The organism is Micromonospora sp. NPDC048839 (genome assembly GCF_040649915.1).
In the GTDB taxonomy this organism is placed as follows: Bacteria; Actinomycetota; Actinomycetes; order Mycobacteriales; family Micromonosporaceae; genus Micromonospora.
Window position 1 is genome coordinate 148,764 of the sequence record NZ_JBEZGL010000008.1, and the last position, 15,843, is coordinate 164,606.

Here is a 15,843-nt window from a genome sequence, read left to right on the forward strand (position 1 = left end):
GCCCGCTGGCCGCTGGCCGCTGCCCGCTGGCCGCTGGCCGCCGGCCGCTGGCCGCTGGCCGCTGGCCGCTGGCCGCTGGCCGCTGGCCGCTGCCCGCTGGCCGCTGCGCTGACGCCGCCTGGCGCTTGTCGGCGGCGCGGAGGGCCGGGTTGGGCGCTTGATCCACTCGGGGTCCTGAAAGTCGCGGCATTAGGGCACGTCGGACACCGCGACTTCCGGGAAACCGAGTGGATCAATCCGTGCGGCGGGCGGCAAGCCGAACGGGGCAAGCCGTGCGGGGCAAGCCGTACGGCGGGCGGCAAGCCGTGCGCCGGGCGTGCGGTCGTGCGGCCGTGCGGCGGGCGGCGGGCGTCAAGCCGTGCGGCGAGCGTCCAGCCGTGCGCGGGCGTCGGGGGCGTGCGGTCAGCCTGCGGCGGAGTCCGGCAGTACCGGACTGGCGGCCTCGGTCACCGCGAACACCACGACGTTGTCCCGGTAGTGCCCGCTCCGCCGGTCGAAGTCACCCCCGCAGGTGACCAGCCGCAGCTCCGCGCCGGGGGTCGGCCCGTAGACCGCCTCCGTCGGGAAGTGGTCCTTGCGGGTCCGCAGAGAGCCGGTCACCCGGAACGGCAGCCGCTGCCCGCCGCGCCACACCTCGACCCGGTCACCGGGGCGCAGCTCACCGAGCCGGGCGAACACCGCCGGTCCGCTCCGCGAGTCCAGGTGCCCGGCGAGCACGGCCGGCCCGGTGTCGCCCGGGGCCGGGCCGCCGCCGTACCAGCCGGCGGTGCCGAAGTCACTCGGCGGGATCAGCGCACCGGCCTGGTCCAGGCCGAGCACGGTGAGGGTGGAGTCGACACCGATGCGCGGTACGCGTACCCGCGTGGGTGGACCGTGTGGCGCGGGCGCGGCGGCCGCCGTCGGTGGGCAGTCGTCGGTGCAGCCGGGGTGCCAGGTCGCCGCCGGGGGCGGCGGGTCGGCGTCGGCCAGCCCGACGCCGGCGCCGGCGGTCAGGCAGACCGCCGCGCCGGCCGCGACCAGCGCGGCCGGCAGTATCCGGCGGTCACGATGCCGCCGGATCGACGGATCGGGCCGGGTGGTCACCAGGTGGTGCGCCGCCGCCGGCGCCACAGCAGCAGGGTCACCGCGACGGCCGCCGCGACCAACCCGCCGGCCACCAGGGGGTACGCGCCGAGTCCGTTGCTGGCGGTGCCGCCGGCGCCGGTGTCCACCCCGCCGGCGGGAACGACGGTGCCGCCCTCGGCGTCGCGGCGCAGCTCGGCGGTGAGCCCGCCCTGCTTCGCGTCGAGCACCAGCAGCGAGTAGACCGCACCGCCGGTGAGCCGCACCTCGGCGTTGGTGCTCGGCCCGTCGGCGCCCGCCAGCCGCAGCCGCCAACTGCCCGGCTCGACCTGCTCATACTCGGTCGTGGAGGCGAACTGCACGTCGTTGGCGATCACCGGACCGTCCGCGGCGGCGACGTCCAGCACCGGGGTACGCACGGAAGCCTGCACGACACGCACCTTGGCGCGGCCCTGCGTGGGCGCGCTGAGGTCGTCGTTGAGTACCCGCAGGCCCAGGTCCGCGTGGCGCCCGACACCGGCCACGGTGTACGCGTCGCCGCTGGTGACCGCGACCTCGGTGGTGAGCACCGGGGGGTCGGTGGCGGGAGCGCCGGCCTCCCGCATCGCCACCGCGTACCGGCCGGGCGCCAGCTCGAAGTAGTCGGAGACCACGCCGTAGCCGACCCCGGGGAAGACCCGCGGTTTCGCGGCGCCCGGCGCGGCCAGGTAGACGTCGACGGCCGGGGTGTCCGGGGAGAGGTGGGCGAGCCGGACGTAGCCGACGGTGTCCGCGCCGGTCGCGGCGCTGGCCGGCATCGGCGTGCCGGCTGCGGCGAGGGCGGTGCTGAGCAGGAGAGCGCCGGAGCCGGCCAGCAGCCGGCGGGGGGCGGTACGGAGCGTGAGCATCTCGCCTCCGGAAGCACGTTTGGTGAGCGGGCGGCAACCCAGAGAACAGGGTCCCGTGTGCGGGACTGCAACGCAAGTTGCCGCTTCGATGTTTTCTGTCGCCGTCCCGACCCTCGCGTGGGCTCGGGGCGGGCGGCCTGTCGCTACCGCTCCCGAACGGCGAGGAGGCCGAACAGGTCGGGAACTCCGCCCGGGCCTGCCTCGGCGACCCGGACCAGCCGCAGACCGGCGGTCGCGGTCGCGTTGACCAGGTCGGCGAGCGGGAGGTGCCAGGCACCCACCCGGACCCGCACCCCGTTGGTGTTCCAACTGTCGAAGCTGCGGGACCGGTCGGCGTAGCGCTCGTCGACCACCACCCTCGGGTGCTGGCCCCAGTCGGCGAACGCACCCACGAAACACGGGTGCACGCCCACGTGCACGAACCGCCCGCCGGGGCGCAGGACCCGGGCGACCTCGCGCACCAGGGCCGGGTAGTCGGGTAGGTCGGTGCTGGCCAACACGCACATCGCGGCCGGCAGCGACGCGTCGCCGACCGGCAGGGCAGTCGCGTCGCCCCGGGTCACCGGCAACCGCCCACGCGCGTGCCGCAACTGCCCAGCGGACAGGTCCACGCCCACCGGCGTCCACCCCAGAGCAGCCGGTACGGTCGCGTGCGCGCCGGTGCCGCAGCAGATGTCGAGGCAGACCCCCTCGCCCGCGCCGAGCAACTCCGCCACGGTCGCGTGCACCCGGCGGAGATAGTCGCCCGCACCCGAGACGAAGCCCTCGTACCAGTCCGCGTGGGCGTCGTACGCCGGTGCGCTCGTCGTCGTCATCCGTCGAGGCTAGGGAACGACACCGCGCACGCGGTGCCCGTTCTGCCGAGCGCAGAGGTGCCGGCGGCTGCCGCTGCCGGGGCCGCCGCTCGTCGTCGCGCTCGCCTATCCTCGATCGATGCGGGATCGCCGGGTGGCGCTGATCTGGACGGCCTTCGTCGTCGTCGCGTCGGTGTCCTGCGTGCTCGTCCTGCGGCGCGAAGACCGCCTCTCCGACCTGCACATCTACTACGGCGCACTGTCCGATCTGCACGATGGTCTTCCGCTGTACGAGTTCCGGGCGGCCAACGGCGGGCCGTTCACGTATCCGCCGTTCGCCGCGCTCGCGCTGGGTCCGATCACCGCCGTGAGTGAGGGCGTACTCCAGGGGATCTGGCTGGTCGCGACCTGCGCGGCGGTCGTCGCCATCGCCGGGGCGGTGGGTGTCGCGCTGACCACCCGGCCGTCCCGGCGACCGCTGGTCGTGGCGGTGGCCGCCACGGTGCTGATGCTCTCCGCGCCGGTGCAGAGCAATCTGCGCTTCGGTCAGGTCAGCGTCTTCATCGTGTTGATGGCCCTGCTCGACGGGATGGGCGTCGGCCCGCCCCGGCTGCGCGGGATGCTGGTGGGGGTCGCCGCGGCGATCAAGCTGACCCCGCTGCTGTTCGTGGTCTACTTCCTCGCCACGGGCCGCTATCGCGACGCCGGTCGCGCGGTGGCGAGTTTCCTGGCCTGTGCGGGTCTCGCCGCGGTGGTGCTGCCCGCCGAGAGCTGGACGTACTGGACCGAGGCCGTGCGGCAGACCTCGCGGATCGGCAACCTCGCCTCGCTGGGCAATCAGTCCCTGCACGGGATGTTGCTGCGCGTCGGTGTCGACGAGACGACGCTGCCCCTGCTCTGGGGCGCTCTGGTGGCCCTCGTGTGCGCGGCGGCGTTGCTGCGGGCGCGACAGTTGGCGGTGCGGGGCCGCCCGGGGCACGCGGCCGTGCTCGTCGGTTGCGCCACCGTCGCCGCGTCCCCGGTGTCCTGGACCCACCACCAGGTGTGGCCGGTGCTCGCCGCGATGCTGCTGATCGGCGCGTCCGGTGTCACCCAGCGGGCCGCCGGCGTGGGGTTGCTCGCCGCCATGGTCGTCTCGTTGGGTGCGGTCCTCGGCCCGGTGTCGACCCGGCCGGGTGTGCAGTTCCTCTTCGAGAACGCCCGCGCGATCGGGGTGAGCCTGCTGTGCCTGGTCGGCTTCGGAGGTGTCGCGGTCGCCGCCAGCCGGACGGCTCGGCGGCCGGCCGGCGGGCGGGGCTGGTTGCGGGTGGGCGTCACGGCGACGGTGGCGCTCGCGTTCTTCGCCGTGCAGCCGTTGCCCGCCGGGGCGGACCCCACCTTCAAGGCGTACGCCCTCGACGACGTGGTCAACCCGCGCTACTTCTTCGTCTGCCGTGGCCCGGCCGAGTGCGCCGCCTACGGCACCGACGCGCCGGTCACCTTCGGCACCGGCGCCGAGAAGACGAAGGTACGTGTCAACGGCGTGGTCTCCCCGCAGGTGACCCGCCTGGAATACTATTCCGCGCCCGGTGGGGCACCCCGGGCCATCCCGCTGCTCGACGCGTACCCGGGCAGTCGCACGTTCTCGTTCCGCTCGGCGAACATGGCGCAGGGACGGCTCGTCGCGTACGCCTCCGACGGCCAGCCGATCGCCAGCTACGACGAGGAACTCGCCGCCGCCCTCCGGACGGCCACCCGGTAGGCGGTCGGGGGAGGGCGGCGGCGTGGCTCAGCGGGTCGCGGCGGCCAGGGCGGTGCGCAGCTTGTCGGCGTCACCCGTTGCCGGGTGCTCCCAGTCGGTCGGGCTGGCGGAGTAGAGCGTGCCGTACGCCGGGGTGTCCGGCTGGTAGCGCCACCCCTCGGCCAGCGGGCCGACGTCCACCGCGTCGTAGCCGATCCGGTCCAGGAAGGCGGTCACCTCGGCCTTCGCGGCGGCATCGTCGCCCGCGATGGCGAGCGCGCTGCGGTCGGCCGCACCGGACGGGCGGGGGAGCGCGGCAAGGCCCTTGTAGTAGATGTTGTTGAAGACCTTGACCACCCGCGAGTCCGGCAGGTGCCGCTGGAGCAACTCGCTGCTGGTGGTCTCGCCCGAGTCCAGCTCGGGGAAGGTCCCGTCGCGCTGCGGGTAGTAGTTGTTGGTGTCGATGACGACCTTGCCGGCCAGCGGCTCGACGGGCACCGCGCGGTACGCCTTCAGCGGCACGGTGACCACCACCAGGTCGCCGACCTGCGCCGCGTCCTGTGCCGTGCCGGCGCTGGCGTGCTCGCCCAAGTCCTCGACCAGGTCCTTCAGCGTCTCCGGGCCGCGTGAGTTGCTGAGCACCACGTCGTAGCCGGCGTCCACCGCCAGCCGGGCCAGGGTGCCGCCGATGTTGCCACTGCCGATCAGTCCCACAGTTGTCATGTTGGTTCCCAACTCCGTCCACCCACGACGAATTCCCGACCAGTCCGGTGGGTTATTTCCGACGCCCCGCTGCCGGGTAGCCGCGCCGCCTTAGCCGTCGGCGGGTGCCTGGTCGCGCCGCGGGACCGCCCTGCACAACGTACTGCGCACGCTTGTCGCCGACCGGCTCCGCGGAGACATGCCACCCATCGGTGACGGGCGGTCCGTGCCCGCCCGGCCGTTTGGGCCTCAGGCGGGGAGGGCCTTGTCGATTGCGGCCTGCAGGTCGGTGTCCTCGGGGGTGACCGTGGGGGCGAAGCGGGCGGCGACCGTGCCGTCCGGGGCCACCAGGAACTTCTCGAAGTTCCACCGCACGTCCCCGGTGTGCCCGTCGGCGTCCGGGGTCTCCACCAGGGTGGCGTAGAGCGGGTGCCGGTTGGGGCCGTTGACGTCGACCTTCTCGGTCAGCGGGAACGTCACCCCGTAGTTGACCTGGCAGAAGTCGCTGATCTCGGCGGCGCTGCCCGGCTCCTGCCCGGCGAACTGGTTGCACGGGACACCGAGCACCACCAGGCCGCGCTCGGCGTAGGTGTCGGCGAGCGTCTGCAGGCCGGCGTACTGCGGGGTGAGGCCGCAGCGGGAGGCCACGTTGACGACCAGCAGCGCCTTGCCGCGGTAGCGGGCCAGGTCGGCGGGGTCACCGTCGAGGGCGTCGATCGGAATGTCGAAGACGGTCATGGCCCGAGGCTACGCGCCGACCGGGCGGTGGCCCGGAGGCGGGCGGAGCGGGTGCAATCCACACATCAAGGGAAATCGAAACATGGACATCTTGACGAAGTGATGACGCCGTGAGTACCGTCTCACCATCTCTTTTGGAAAGTTTCCTAACAGTTCGGGAGACGCCTTATGAAAAGATCGCTCCGCCGGGCCCTCTGGGCCGGTGCCGTGGTCGCCGTGACCGTCGCAGCGGTACCGATGACCACCGCGTTCGGCGCCGGCAGTGTCACCACCACGTTCACCAGAGCACAGGACTGGGGGACCGGTCACGAGGCGAGGGTGACGGTCACCAACGGGTCGAGTGCCACCGTCACCACCTGGCGCATCGAGTTCGACCTGCCGTCGGGCACCACCATCAGCAGCGCCTGGGACGCCGACGTCAGCAGCAGCGGCAACCACTACGTCGCGGTCAAGAAGAGCTGGGCGGGTGGCCTCGCCCCCGGTGCCTCGTTCAGCTGGGGTTACAACGGCACCGGCGCGTACAAGGCGCCGCTGAACTGCACCGTCAACGGCGCACCCTGCGGCGGCGGCACCCCGACCAGCCCGCCGACCACGAGCGCGCCGACCACCGCCCCGCCCACCACGGCGCCGCCCACCACCGCGCCGCCCACCACGGCACCCCCGACCACCAACCCGCCGAACCCCGGTGGCAAGAAGGTCGTCGGCTACTTCGCCGAATGGGGCGTCTACGGGCGCAACTACCACGTCAAGAACATCCAGACCAGCGGCTCCGCCGCCAAGCTGACCCACATCCTGTACGCCTTCGGCAACACCACCGGCGGCCGCTGCTCCATCGGGGACAGCTACGCCGACTACGAGAAGGCGTACACGGCGGCGGAGAGCGTGGACGGCGTCGCCGACACCTGGGACCAGCCGTTGCGCGGCAGCTTCAACCAGCTGCGCAAGCTCAAGCAGCTGAACCCGCACCTCAAGGTGATCTGGTCGTTCGGTGGCTGGACCTGGTCCGGCGGCTTCACCCAGGCCGCGCAGAACCCGGCCGCGTTCGCGGAGAGCTGCCACAACCTGGTCGAGGACCCGCGCTGGGCGGACGTCTTCGACGGCATCGACGTCGACTGGGAGTACCCCAACGCCTGCGGTCTGACCTGTGACACCAGCGGCCCGAACGCGTTCAAGAACGTGATCAGCGCGCTGCGGTCGAAGTTCGGGTCCAGCGCCCTGGTCACCGCCGCCATCACCGCGGACGGCAGCAACGGCGGCAAGATCGACGCCACCGACTACGCCGGGGCCATCGGCAACCTCAACTGGCTGATGCCGATGACCTACGACTACTTCGGCGCGTTCGCCGCCCAGGGTCCGACGGCGCCGCACTCGCCGCTCACCTCGTACACCGGCATCCCGCAGCAGGGCTTCAACTCCGACGCGGCGATCCAGAAGCTCAAGAGCAAGGGCGTCCCGGCCAGCAAGCTGCTGCTCGGCATCGGCTTCTACGGCCGCGGCTGGACCGGTGTCACCCAGGCCACTCCGGGTGGCAGCGCCACCGGCGCGGCGCCGGGCACCTACGAGGCGGGCATCGAGGACTACAAGGTCCTCAAGAACACCTGCCCGGCCACCGGCACGGTCGCCGGCACCGCGTACGCCAAGTGCGGCAGCAACTGGTGGAGCTACGACACCCCGTCGACCATCAACGGCAAGATGACGTACGCGAACAACCAGGGCCTCGGTGGCGCGTTCTTCTGGGAGCTCTCCGGTGACACGAGCAACGGCGAGCTCATCGGCGCCATCAGGGGCGGCCTCGGCTGAGCCGAAGGTCGGCGCATCACCCACACGGCGGGGAGGGGCCCGCACCGCTCCTCCCCGCCCGTGAGACGACGGCCCGGTCGACGCCCAGCGTCGGCCGGGCCGCCGTTCGTTGGGTCGGGTCAGCTCGATGTGGCAGACTCGCGGCTCGGCAGGTCTCGATCTCACCGTCGACGGAGGTGGTCATGCGCCCGATCCACCGCAGGCTGGCGCCAACCGCCGCCGGGCTGTTGCTGCTGCCGGTCGCCCTGGTCGGCTGCGGGATCGGCGACGACGACGCCAAGGAGAAGCCGCCCGCCAAGCCCGCGCGTGCCCCCGCCGAGGAGGCCGCCGCCCGCTCCCGGGAGCGCGTGCAGGCGTACCTCGACGCGATGACCGCGAAGGACGTCGCCGCCGGCCGGAGCCAGCTCTGCGCCGTCCTGCACGACGGCTTCGACCTGGCCGCCACCGGTCCCAACGGCGACTTCGCCGATCACTTCCAGGTGCCCGAGGCGGCCATCACCGCCATCCGGTCCGGGCCGCTCGGGCAGGAGGTGAGCGTGTCGGTCTCGGTCACCGCAGGCAAGCGCACCGTCGCCCGGCCGCTGGTGTTCACCGTCACCCGTCAGGGCAGCGACTGGTGCATCGCCGGGGAGTCGCCGGGCGGCGGACCGGCCGCCAATCCGACGCCGACCGGGGTCACCCCCACCCGCGTGTCCTGACCGACGTCCGGCAGGTTGATCTCCCATCTGCCGGAACCGTCCCCCTCGCCGCCCGGTCACCCCGACCGTCGCCGTACGCTTTCTGTCATGCGCCATGAGTGGCATCAGCTGAGCCATCCCGCGGTGGGCAGCCCGGGCCTGCAGACCAGCCGACCGACAGTCGACTCCGCCGAGGACGCCGCGCTCGGCCTGGACCGATGGCGGGAGCTGCCCCGCGAGCAGGTCCCGCCGTGGTCCGACCCGGCGGCCGTGGCCGCGGTCTGCAAGGTCCTCGACACCGTGCCGTCGGTCGTCGCGCCCTACGAGGTGGACCAGCTCCGGCAGAAGCTCGCCCTGGTCTGCGAGGGCAAGGCGTTCCTGCTGCAGGGCGGTGACTGCGCCGAGACGTTCGTGGACAACACCGAGAGTCACCTGCTGGCCAACGCCCGCACCCTGCTCCAGATGGCGATCGTGCTCACCTACGGCGCGTCGCTGCCGGTGGTCAAGGTCGCCCGGGTCGCCGGTCAGTACACGAAGCCCCGCTCGCTACCCACCGACGCGCGCGGCCTGCCCGCGTACCGCGGCGACATGATCAACTCGCTGGAGGCCGACCCGGCCGCCCGGATCGCCGACCCGCAGCGCATGATCCGGGCGTACGCCAATTCGGCGGCGGCGATGAACATGCTCCGGGCGTACCTCGCCGGCGGGCTCGCCGACCTGCACGCCGTACACGACTGGAACAAGGGCTTCGTGAAGAGCTCCCCGGCGGGGGAGCGTTACGAGGCGATCGCCCGGGAGATCGACCGGGCGCTGGCCTTCATCCGGGCCTGCGGTATGACCGACGACGAGGCGCTGCGTACCGTCACGCTCTACTGCTCCCACGAGGCCCTGGCCCTGGAGTACGACCGGGCGCTCACCCGGGTCTCCGACAGTCGGGCGTACGGGCTCTCCGGGCACTTCCTCTGGATCGGCGAGCGCACCCGGCAGATCAGCGGCGCGCACATCGACTTCATCTCCCGGATCGCCAACCCGATCGGCGTCAAGCTCGGCCCGACCACCTCCCCGGACGAGGCGATCGAGCTGTGCGAGAAGCTCAACCCGGACAACATCCCCGGCCGGCTCACCCTGATCAGCCGGATGGGCAACCACCGGGTGCGCGACGCCCTGCCGCCGATCGTCGCCAAGGTCACCGCCGCCGGTGCCAAGGTGGTCTGGCAGTGCGACCCGATGCACGGCAACACGCACGAGTCGTCGAACGGCTACAAGACCCGGCACTTCGACCGCATCGTCGACGAGGTGCTCGGCTACTTCGAGGTGCACCGGGGGCTGGACACCCACCCCGGTGGCCTGCACGTCGAGTTGACCGGCGAGGACGTCACCGAGTGCCTCGGCGGTGCGCAGGGCATCGAGGACCTCGACCTGCCCGACCGGTACGAGACCGCCTGCGACCCCCGACTGAACACCCAGCAGTCGTTGGAGTTGGCGTTCCTCGTAGCGGAGATGCTCCGTGGCTGACGCGAGGAGTGAGCTTGCGAGCCCCGCAGTCGGCAGCCGGAGGGACAACAGTGGCTGACGCGAGGAGTGAGCTTGCGAGCCCCGCAGTCGGCAGCCGGAGGGAAGATCATGGCTGATCTGTTCGTGGACCTGCGTTCCGACACGGTGACCCGGCCCACCGCCGGGATGCGGGAGGCGATGGCCACCGCCGAGGTCGGTGACGACGTCTACGGCGAGGATCCGAGCGTCAACGCGCTGGAGGCCGAGGTCGCCACGCTGTTCGGGCACGAGGCGGCGCTGTTCGCCCCGAGCGGGTCGATGGCCAACCAGATCGCCCTGCAACTGCTGGTGTCACCCGGCGACGAGCTGCTCTGCGACGCCGACGCGCACGTGGTGACGTACGAGATCGGCGCCGCTGCCGCGTACGGCGGTATCTCCTCGCGGACCTGGCCCGCCGTTGGCGCGGACATCGAGCCGGAGAGGGTGGCCGCGATGATCCGGCCGGACGGCTACTTCGCCGTCCCCACCCGCGCGATCGCGGTCGAGCAGACCCACAACCGTGGCGGTGGCGGGGTGATCCCGCTGGCCACCCTGCGGGACCTGCGCGGGGTCGCCGACGACGCGGGCGTCGCGTTGCACTGTGACGGGGCCCGGATCTGGCACGCGCACGTCGCCGACGGGGTGCCCCTGATCGAGTACGGCCGACTGTTCGACACGCTGTCGGTGTGTCTCTCCAAGGGCCTGGGCGCTCCGGTCGGCTCGCTGGTGGTGGGCAGCGCGGAGAAGATCGAGCGGGCCCGGATGATCCGTAAGCGGATGGGTGGCGGCATGCGTCAGGCCGGCATCCTCGCCGCCGCCGGCCGGTACGCGCTCGCGCACCACATCGACCGGCTGGCCGATGACCACGCGAGGGCGGCCCGGCTCGCCGAGGCCGTCGCGCCGTTCGGTGTGCTGGCCACCACGGTCCGCACCAACCTGGTCGCGTTGGACCTGACGAAGCACGCACTGGACGCGCGTGCCCTGGCCGCCGCCGCGCGGGCCGAGGGCGTACTCGTGTCGGTGCTCGGCCCCCGTACCGCCCGCCTGGTCACCCACCTCGGCCTCGACGACGCGGACATCGACCGCGCGGTCGCGGCCCTGCCCCGCATCCTCACCGCGTCCTGAATCCCCCCAGTGCCCCTCGACTCCCTGGCCCGCCGCCGGTGATCATGGAGTTAATGCCACTCGCATCGGCGTGTCCCGGCAATAACCTCATGATCACCGGGGCGAGTTGGGCAGGGGGAGGAGGGGAGGGGGAGAGCCCGAGTTAGGGGCGGGTTAGGCGGGTTAGCGTCGTGATGTCGGCGGTGTGGCCCAGCTGTTTCTCGCTGGGGGTTTCCACCACGGTCGGGACGCCTGCGGTCGCGGGGTGGGTCATCAGCTCCGCGAAGGCGGGCTCGCCGATGGTGCCCTTGCCGATGTTCTCGTGCCGGTCCCGGGTGGAGCCGCACAGATCCTTCGAGTCGTTGGCGTGGACCAGCCGCAGCCGGTCGGCGCCGACCGTGGCCACCAGGGTGTCCAGGGTCGCCGTCATGCCGCCCTCGGCCGCCAGGTCGTGGCCGGCGGCCCAGGCGTGGCAGGTGTCGAAACAGACCCCGAGCATGGGGTGCCGGTCCACCGCGTCCAGGTAGGGGCCGAGCTGCTCCACCCGGGAGGCCAGTGACCGGCCGCCGCCGGCGCTCGGCTCGACAAGCAGCATCGGCCCGCCGGCGTCGGCGGCCCAGTCGAGAAGCGGCAGCAACTCCCGGCGGACCTGCCGCATCGCCTCCTCGGCGTGCCCCTCGTCGACCGAACTGCCCGCGTGGAACACCACCGCCCGTGCGCCGATCGCCACGCCCCGACGCAGGGCGTGGGCCAGGGTCTGCGCCGACTTCTCGACCGTGGCCGGGGTGGGCGAGCCGAGGTTGACCAGCAGCGAGGCGTGGATGAACGCCGGAATGCCCCGCTCGGCGCAGCCGTCGCGGAACAGGGCGTCCTGCACGGGGTCACCGCTGGGCAGCGCCCAGCCCCGTGAGTTGGACACGTAGACCTGCACCACCTGGGCGCCGGTCGCGTCGACGTACGGCAGGGCGGCCTTGGCCAGCCCACCGGAGGTCGGCGTGTGCGCGCCCACCGGACGCGAGGTGACCGCCGGCATCAGAAGCACGTGAGGGTGACCGGGGTGCCCGGCGGCACCTGCGAATTCTCGCCCGGGATCTGGATCCGGACCACGGCGTTGGGGTTGACCGCGACCGTCACCGGGAAGCCCTGGCTCTCCAACGCCTGCTTGGCCTGCTGACACGGCAGGTCGACCACCCGGGGTACGACGATCGCCGCCGGGCCCTTGCTGACGTCCAGCTTGACCTGGGTGCCCTTCTCCACGCCGGCGCCATCGGCGGGGCTCTGGCCGAGGATCTCGTCCCTGGGCTTGTCGGAGTCCTTGTAGGTCTCCACCAGCACCAGGTTGAGCTGGGCCAGGGCGGTGCGAGCGTCGTTGAGGTTCTTGCCGACCAGGTTCGGCACCGTCACCGGCGCCCTGCCCCGGCTCAGGATGACGGTGATCTTCGCGCCGGGTTTGACCTCGGTGCCCACCTTGGGGGAGGTGTCCAGCACGACCCCGGACGGCAGGCTGTCGTCGTATCGGGGGGTGCCCTTGGCCACCACCAGCTTCACGTTGACCAGGTCCGCCTCGGCGAGCTCGAACTCCTTGCCGATCACGTCCGGTACGGGGAAGCGTTCCGGGCCGAGGGACAGGGTCAGGGTGATCGCGTCACCCTTGACGATCTTGGTGGAGGGCGCCGGGCGCTGCTCCAGCACGCTGTCCTTCGGGACCTGCTCGTCGAAACGCGGCTCACCGTACTTCAGGGTGAGCCCGGCACGCTCGGCCTGCGTCTGTGCCTCGGCCTTGCTCAGGCTCACCAACTGCGGGGCGTCCGTGTAACGGCCGACGCCGAACCACCAACCCCCGATCGCGGCCACCAGGCCCAACGTCACCACCACGGCCGCCACGGCCAGCCGGCCGCGCGGGCTGGCCAGCAGCGTGCCGCGCAGCGCGGTGAGCCGGGATCCCAGCCCCGCCTCGGGCTCCGGGGCGGCCCGCCGCCGACCCGGCCCCTGGGCGGCGCCCTCGGGCAACCGCGCCCAGGACGGGCGGTCGGAAGGGCGGACCGTCGCGACCACCATGGTCGGCTGGGAGAGCGGCTCGCCGCTCACCGGGCGGAGCACGGCGGTGTGGCTGTTGGCGTCACCCAGGCGGTCCCGGGCGACCTGCACCTCCGCCAGCAGCGCGCCGGCGTCCGCCGGCCGCGCGTTGGGATCGCGCCGAGTGGCCCGCTGCACCAGGGCGTCGAGGACCGGCGGCAGGCCGGGCACCAGCGTCGAGGGCGCCGGTACGTCCCGGTCGACGTGCTGCCAGGCGACGTCCACCGGGCGGTCCCCGTCGTACGGCACGCGGCCGGTGAGCATCTCGAACAGCACGATGCCGGCCGAGTAGACGTCGGTACGGGGATCGGCGCGGCCCTCGGTGACCAGCTCCGGGGCGACGTACGCCACGGTGGCCATCAACTGGTTGCCCTGCTCCTCGTCGGCGCTCGCCTCGACCGCCCGGGCCAGCCCGAAGTCGGCCACCTTGACCACGCTGTCGACCAGATTGGCCACACCGCCGGTGGGTGCCTCGGCGACCAGCACGTTCTCCGGCTTGACGTCGCGGTGCACCAGGCCGGACCGGTGCGCGGCGGCGATCGCGGCGAGCATCTGCTCGGCGATGGCCAGCGCCTCGTCCGGGTGGAGCCGGCGTCGCTCGGCCAGCACGTCGCGCAGCGTACGGCCGCGCACGTACTCCATCACCAGGTACGGCAGACCGGCGTGCGTGCCCTGGTCGTAGACCGCCACCACGTTCGGGTGGGTCAACCGGGCGATGGTCTTCGCCTCGTCGGTGAACCGGGCCACGAAGTTGGCGATCCGGGCCCTGGCCTCGGGGGCCTGGGTCGGATGGATGATCTTGACAGCGACGGTGCGCTCGAGGCGCTCGTCGGTGGCGGTGTACACGGTCGCCATGCCACCACGGGCCACGCGACCGCGAATGCGGTAGCGCCCGTCGATCAGCGAGCCCAGCAACGTGTCGGCGACCTGAGTGTCCATCGGCAGGGAGTCTATGTGTCCAGGGGGTGAAGGTTGAACAGGATGCTACAGCCGGACGCCGAACGGGTCCGTCCCGCTGCGCTCACCGCTGCCTCACCAGCGGCTCAGCGGCGTCCGGGAGAGCGGGCTCCGCTCGGTCGTCCGGGGTGCCGGTGGCCCGTCGCGACGGTGGCGTGGCAGGGTGGTCGGGTGACCGAACCCGTACCCGACCAGGCCGTGCCCAGCCTGGAGCTCGCCGGACCCGCCGACCCGGCCGGCTGGCTGACCCTGCCCGACGTCGCCGAGCGCCTCGACGTGTCGATCAGCAAGGTGCACCAGATGATCCGTGACCGGGAGTTGCTGGCGGTCCGCCGCGACGGCGTCCGCCGCATCCCGACGGACCTGGTCGCCAACGAGATCGCGCTCAAGCACCTGCCCGGCGTGCTCAACCTGCTCACCGACAACGGCTACGACGACGAGGCCGCCCTGCGCTGGCTGTACGAGCCGGACGACACCCTCCCCGGCAACACCCCGGCCGCAGCCCTCTCCGGCGACCAGGCCCGCGAAGTAAAACGCCGAGCCCAAGCCCTGGGCTTCTAGCCCCCCGCCCCACCCCACCCGGCCGCCCCCGGCCCCTTCTGGGCGTCGATCATGAGGTTATTGTCACGACACGCCGAGGCGAGTGGCGATAACTCCATGATCAACGCGCGGAAACGGGGCCGGAGGCGGGGCGGGGCGCGGCGGGGGGTTAGTCGGCTCGGCGGGTTGCGGCTATGGCCAGGTCCACCAGGGCCTGGCGGGCCTCGGTGTCCAGGTCGACGGCGGTCAGGGCCGCCAGCGCGGCGTCGGTCAGCGTGACGATCCGCTGCTCGGTGCGGGCCAACGCCCCGCTCGCGGTGATCAGCTCGCGGAGCCGAGCCACTCCCCGCTCGTCCAGCTCAGGGTCGCCGAGTTGACCCAGCAGCAGCTCACGCCCGGTGTCGTCGGTGGCCTCCACGGCCGCCGCCACCAGGTAGGTGCGCTTACCCTCGCGCAGGTCGTCCCCGGCCGGCTTGCCGGTCAGCGCGGGATCACCGAAGACGCCCAGCACGTCGTCGCGGAGCTGGAACGCCTCACCCAGCGGCAGCCCGTACGCCGAGTAGGACGCCCGTACGTCTGCCGTCGCGTCGGCCAGCGCGGCGCCGAGCAGCAGCGGACGCTCGACGGTGTACTTCGCCGACTTGTACCGGGCGACCTTGCTGGCCCGTTCCACCGAGGTGTCGCCGGTGACCTGCGTCAGCACGTCGAGGTACTGCCCGACGGTGACCTCGGTGCGCATCTCGTCGAAGACCGGTCGCGCCCGCGCCAACGACCACAGGTCCAGCCCCGCGGAGTGCAGCAGCTCGTCGGACCAGACCAGGCACAGGTCGCCGAGCAGGATGGCGGCGGCGTCGCCGAAGCCGTCCGGGTCACCGCCCCAGCCGGCCTCCCGGTGCCGCGCGGCGAACCGCCGGTGCACTGCCAGCTCGCCGCGTCGGGTGTCGGAGCGGTCCATCAGGTCGTCGTGGATCAGGGCGCTGGCCTGGACGAACTCCAGTGCGGCCAGGGCGGTGACCACCTCGTCGCCGTCGAGACCGCCCGCGCCCCGAAACCCCCAGTACGCGAATGCCGGGCGGAGCCGCTTGCCGCCGCCGAGCACGAAAGCCTCGATCGCCTCGGCCACCGGGGCCAGGGCGTCATCCACGGCGGCGAGTCGCACGCGTTGGCCGGTCAGGAACTCGCTGAGGGCTTTGTCGACGCGCTGCCGTAGGCCGGCACGGTCGACGGGAGAGACGGGGGCAGCGTGGGTCACG

General features: G+C 72.6%; 14 protein-coding genes. 6 read left to right on the forward strand and 8 right to left on the reverse strand.

The window, feature by feature from the left end; genetic code table 11:
- Positions 1–402: 402 nt before the first annotated feature.
- The 3 genes from AB0C25_RS17480 to AB0C25_RS17490 form a co-directional block, all read right to left on the reverse strand.
- Positions 403–1,110, reverse strand: coding sequence for a class F sortase (locus tag AB0C25_RS17480; protein WP_357374209.1), 708 nt, complete (start codon positions 1,108–1,110; stop codon positions 403–405).
- Positions 1,080–1,949 carry a DUF4397 domain-containing protein gene (locus AB0C25_RS17485; protein WP_357374211.1) on the reverse strand — a complete coding sequence of 290 codons (870 nt, stop codon included), beginning with the start codon at positions 1,947–1,949 and terminating at the stop codon, positions 1,080–1,082. Before AB0C25_RS17485 ends, AB0C25_RS17480 begins: the two co-directional genes overlap by 31 nt.
- A 143-nt stretch (positions 1,950–2,092) precedes the next feature.
- Complete coding sequence (locus AB0C25_RS17490; protein WP_357374212.1) at positions 2,093–2,764, reverse strand: methyltransferase domain-containing protein; 672 nt, start codon at positions 2,762–2,764, stop codon at positions 2,093–2,095.
- A gap of 118 nt (positions 2,765–2,882) precedes the next feature.
- Between AB0C25_RS17490 and AB0C25_RS17495 the strand changes: the two genes are divergently transcribed.
- The gene (locus AB0C25_RS17495; protein ID WP_357374214.1) at positions 2,883–4,484 is read left to right on the forward strand and encodes a glycosyltransferase 87 family protein; all 1,602 of its coding nucleotides are present in this window, start codon (positions 2,883–2,885) and stop codon (positions 4,482–4,484) included.
- Positions 4,485–4,511: 27 nt separating this feature from the next.
- On the opposite strand, the gene AB0C25_RS17500 is transcribed toward AB0C25_RS17495, so the two are convergent.
- Together AB0C25_RS17500 and AB0C25_RS17505 are read right to left on the reverse strand one after the other, a co-directional pair.
- Entirely contained in the window at positions 4,512–5,186 is a 675-nt protein-coding gene (locus AB0C25_RS17500; protein ID WP_357374216.1) for an NADPH-dependent F420 reductase, read from the reverse strand.
- Positions 5,187–5,414: 228 nt separating this feature from the next.
- On the reverse strand, positions 5,415–5,903 hold the full coding sequence (locus tag AB0C25_RS17505) for a glutathione peroxidase (RefSeq protein ID WP_357374218.1): 489 nt from the start codon (positions 5,901–5,903) through the stop codon (positions 5,415–5,417).
- A gap of 168 nt (positions 5,904–6,071) precedes the next feature.
- On the opposite strand from AB0C25_RS17505, the gene AB0C25_RS17510 reads away from it, so the two are divergent.
- From AB0C25_RS17510 to AB0C25_RS17525, 4 genes are all read left to right on the forward strand, one after another.
- A complete protein-coding gene (locus tag AB0C25_RS17510; RefSeq protein WP_357374220.1) occupies positions 6,072–7,703 on the forward strand; it encodes a glycosyl hydrolase family 18 protein in 1,632 nt (543 codons plus the stop codon).
- A gap of 182 nt (positions 7,704–7,885) precedes the next feature.
- Positions 7,886–8,401, forward strand: a complete 516-nt coding sequence (locus AB0C25_RS17515; RefSeq protein WP_357374222.1) for a hypothetical protein — start codon at positions 7,886–7,888, stop codon at positions 8,399–8,401.
- A gap of 87 nt (positions 8,402–8,488) precedes the next feature.
- Complete coding sequence (locus tag AB0C25_RS17520; protein WP_357250956.1) at positions 8,489–9,895, forward strand: class II 3-deoxy-7-phosphoheptulonate synthase; 1,407 nt, start codon at positions 8,489–8,491, stop codon at positions 9,893–9,895.
- 108 nt (positions 9,896–10,003) lie between these two features.
- A complete protein-coding gene (locus AB0C25_RS17525) occupies positions 10,004–11,038 on the forward strand; it encodes a GntG family PLP-dependent aldolase (protein WP_357374224.1) in 1,035 nt (344 codons plus the stop codon).
- 142 nt (positions 11,039–11,180) lie between these two features.
- Here AB0C25_RS17525 and AB0C25_RS17530 read toward each other — a convergent pair whose 3' ends face one another.
- Together AB0C25_RS17530 and pknB are read right to left on the reverse strand one after the other, a co-directional pair.
- Positions 11,181–12,050, reverse strand: a complete 870-nt coding sequence (locus AB0C25_RS17530; protein WP_357374226.1) for a deoxyribonuclease IV — start codon at positions 12,048–12,050, stop codon at positions 11,181–11,183.
- A complete protein-coding gene (gene pknB / locus AB0C25_RS17535) occupies positions 12,050–14,032 on the reverse strand; it encodes a Stk1 family PASTA domain-containing Ser/Thr kinase (RefSeq protein WP_357374228.1) in 1,983 nt (660 codons plus the stop codon). Before pknB ends, AB0C25_RS17530 begins: the two co-directional genes overlap by 1 nt.
- 189 nt (positions 14,033–14,221) lie before the next feature.
- Between pknB and AB0C25_RS17540 the strand changes: the two genes are divergently transcribed.
- Positions 14,222–14,611, forward strand: a complete 390-nt coding sequence (locus tag AB0C25_RS17540; RefSeq protein WP_357374230.1) for an Rv2175c family DNA-binding protein — start codon at positions 14,222–14,224, stop codon at positions 14,609–14,611.
- A 148-nt stretch (positions 14,612–14,759) separates the two neighbouring features.
- Here AB0C25_RS17540 and AB0C25_RS17545 read toward each other — a convergent pair whose 3' ends face one another.
- Positions 14,760–15,842, reverse strand: coding sequence for a polyprenyl synthetase family protein (locus AB0C25_RS17545; RefSeq protein WP_357374232.1), 1,083 nt, complete (start codon positions 15,840–15,842; stop codon positions 14,760–14,762).
- Position 15,843 lies beyond the last annotated feature (1 nt).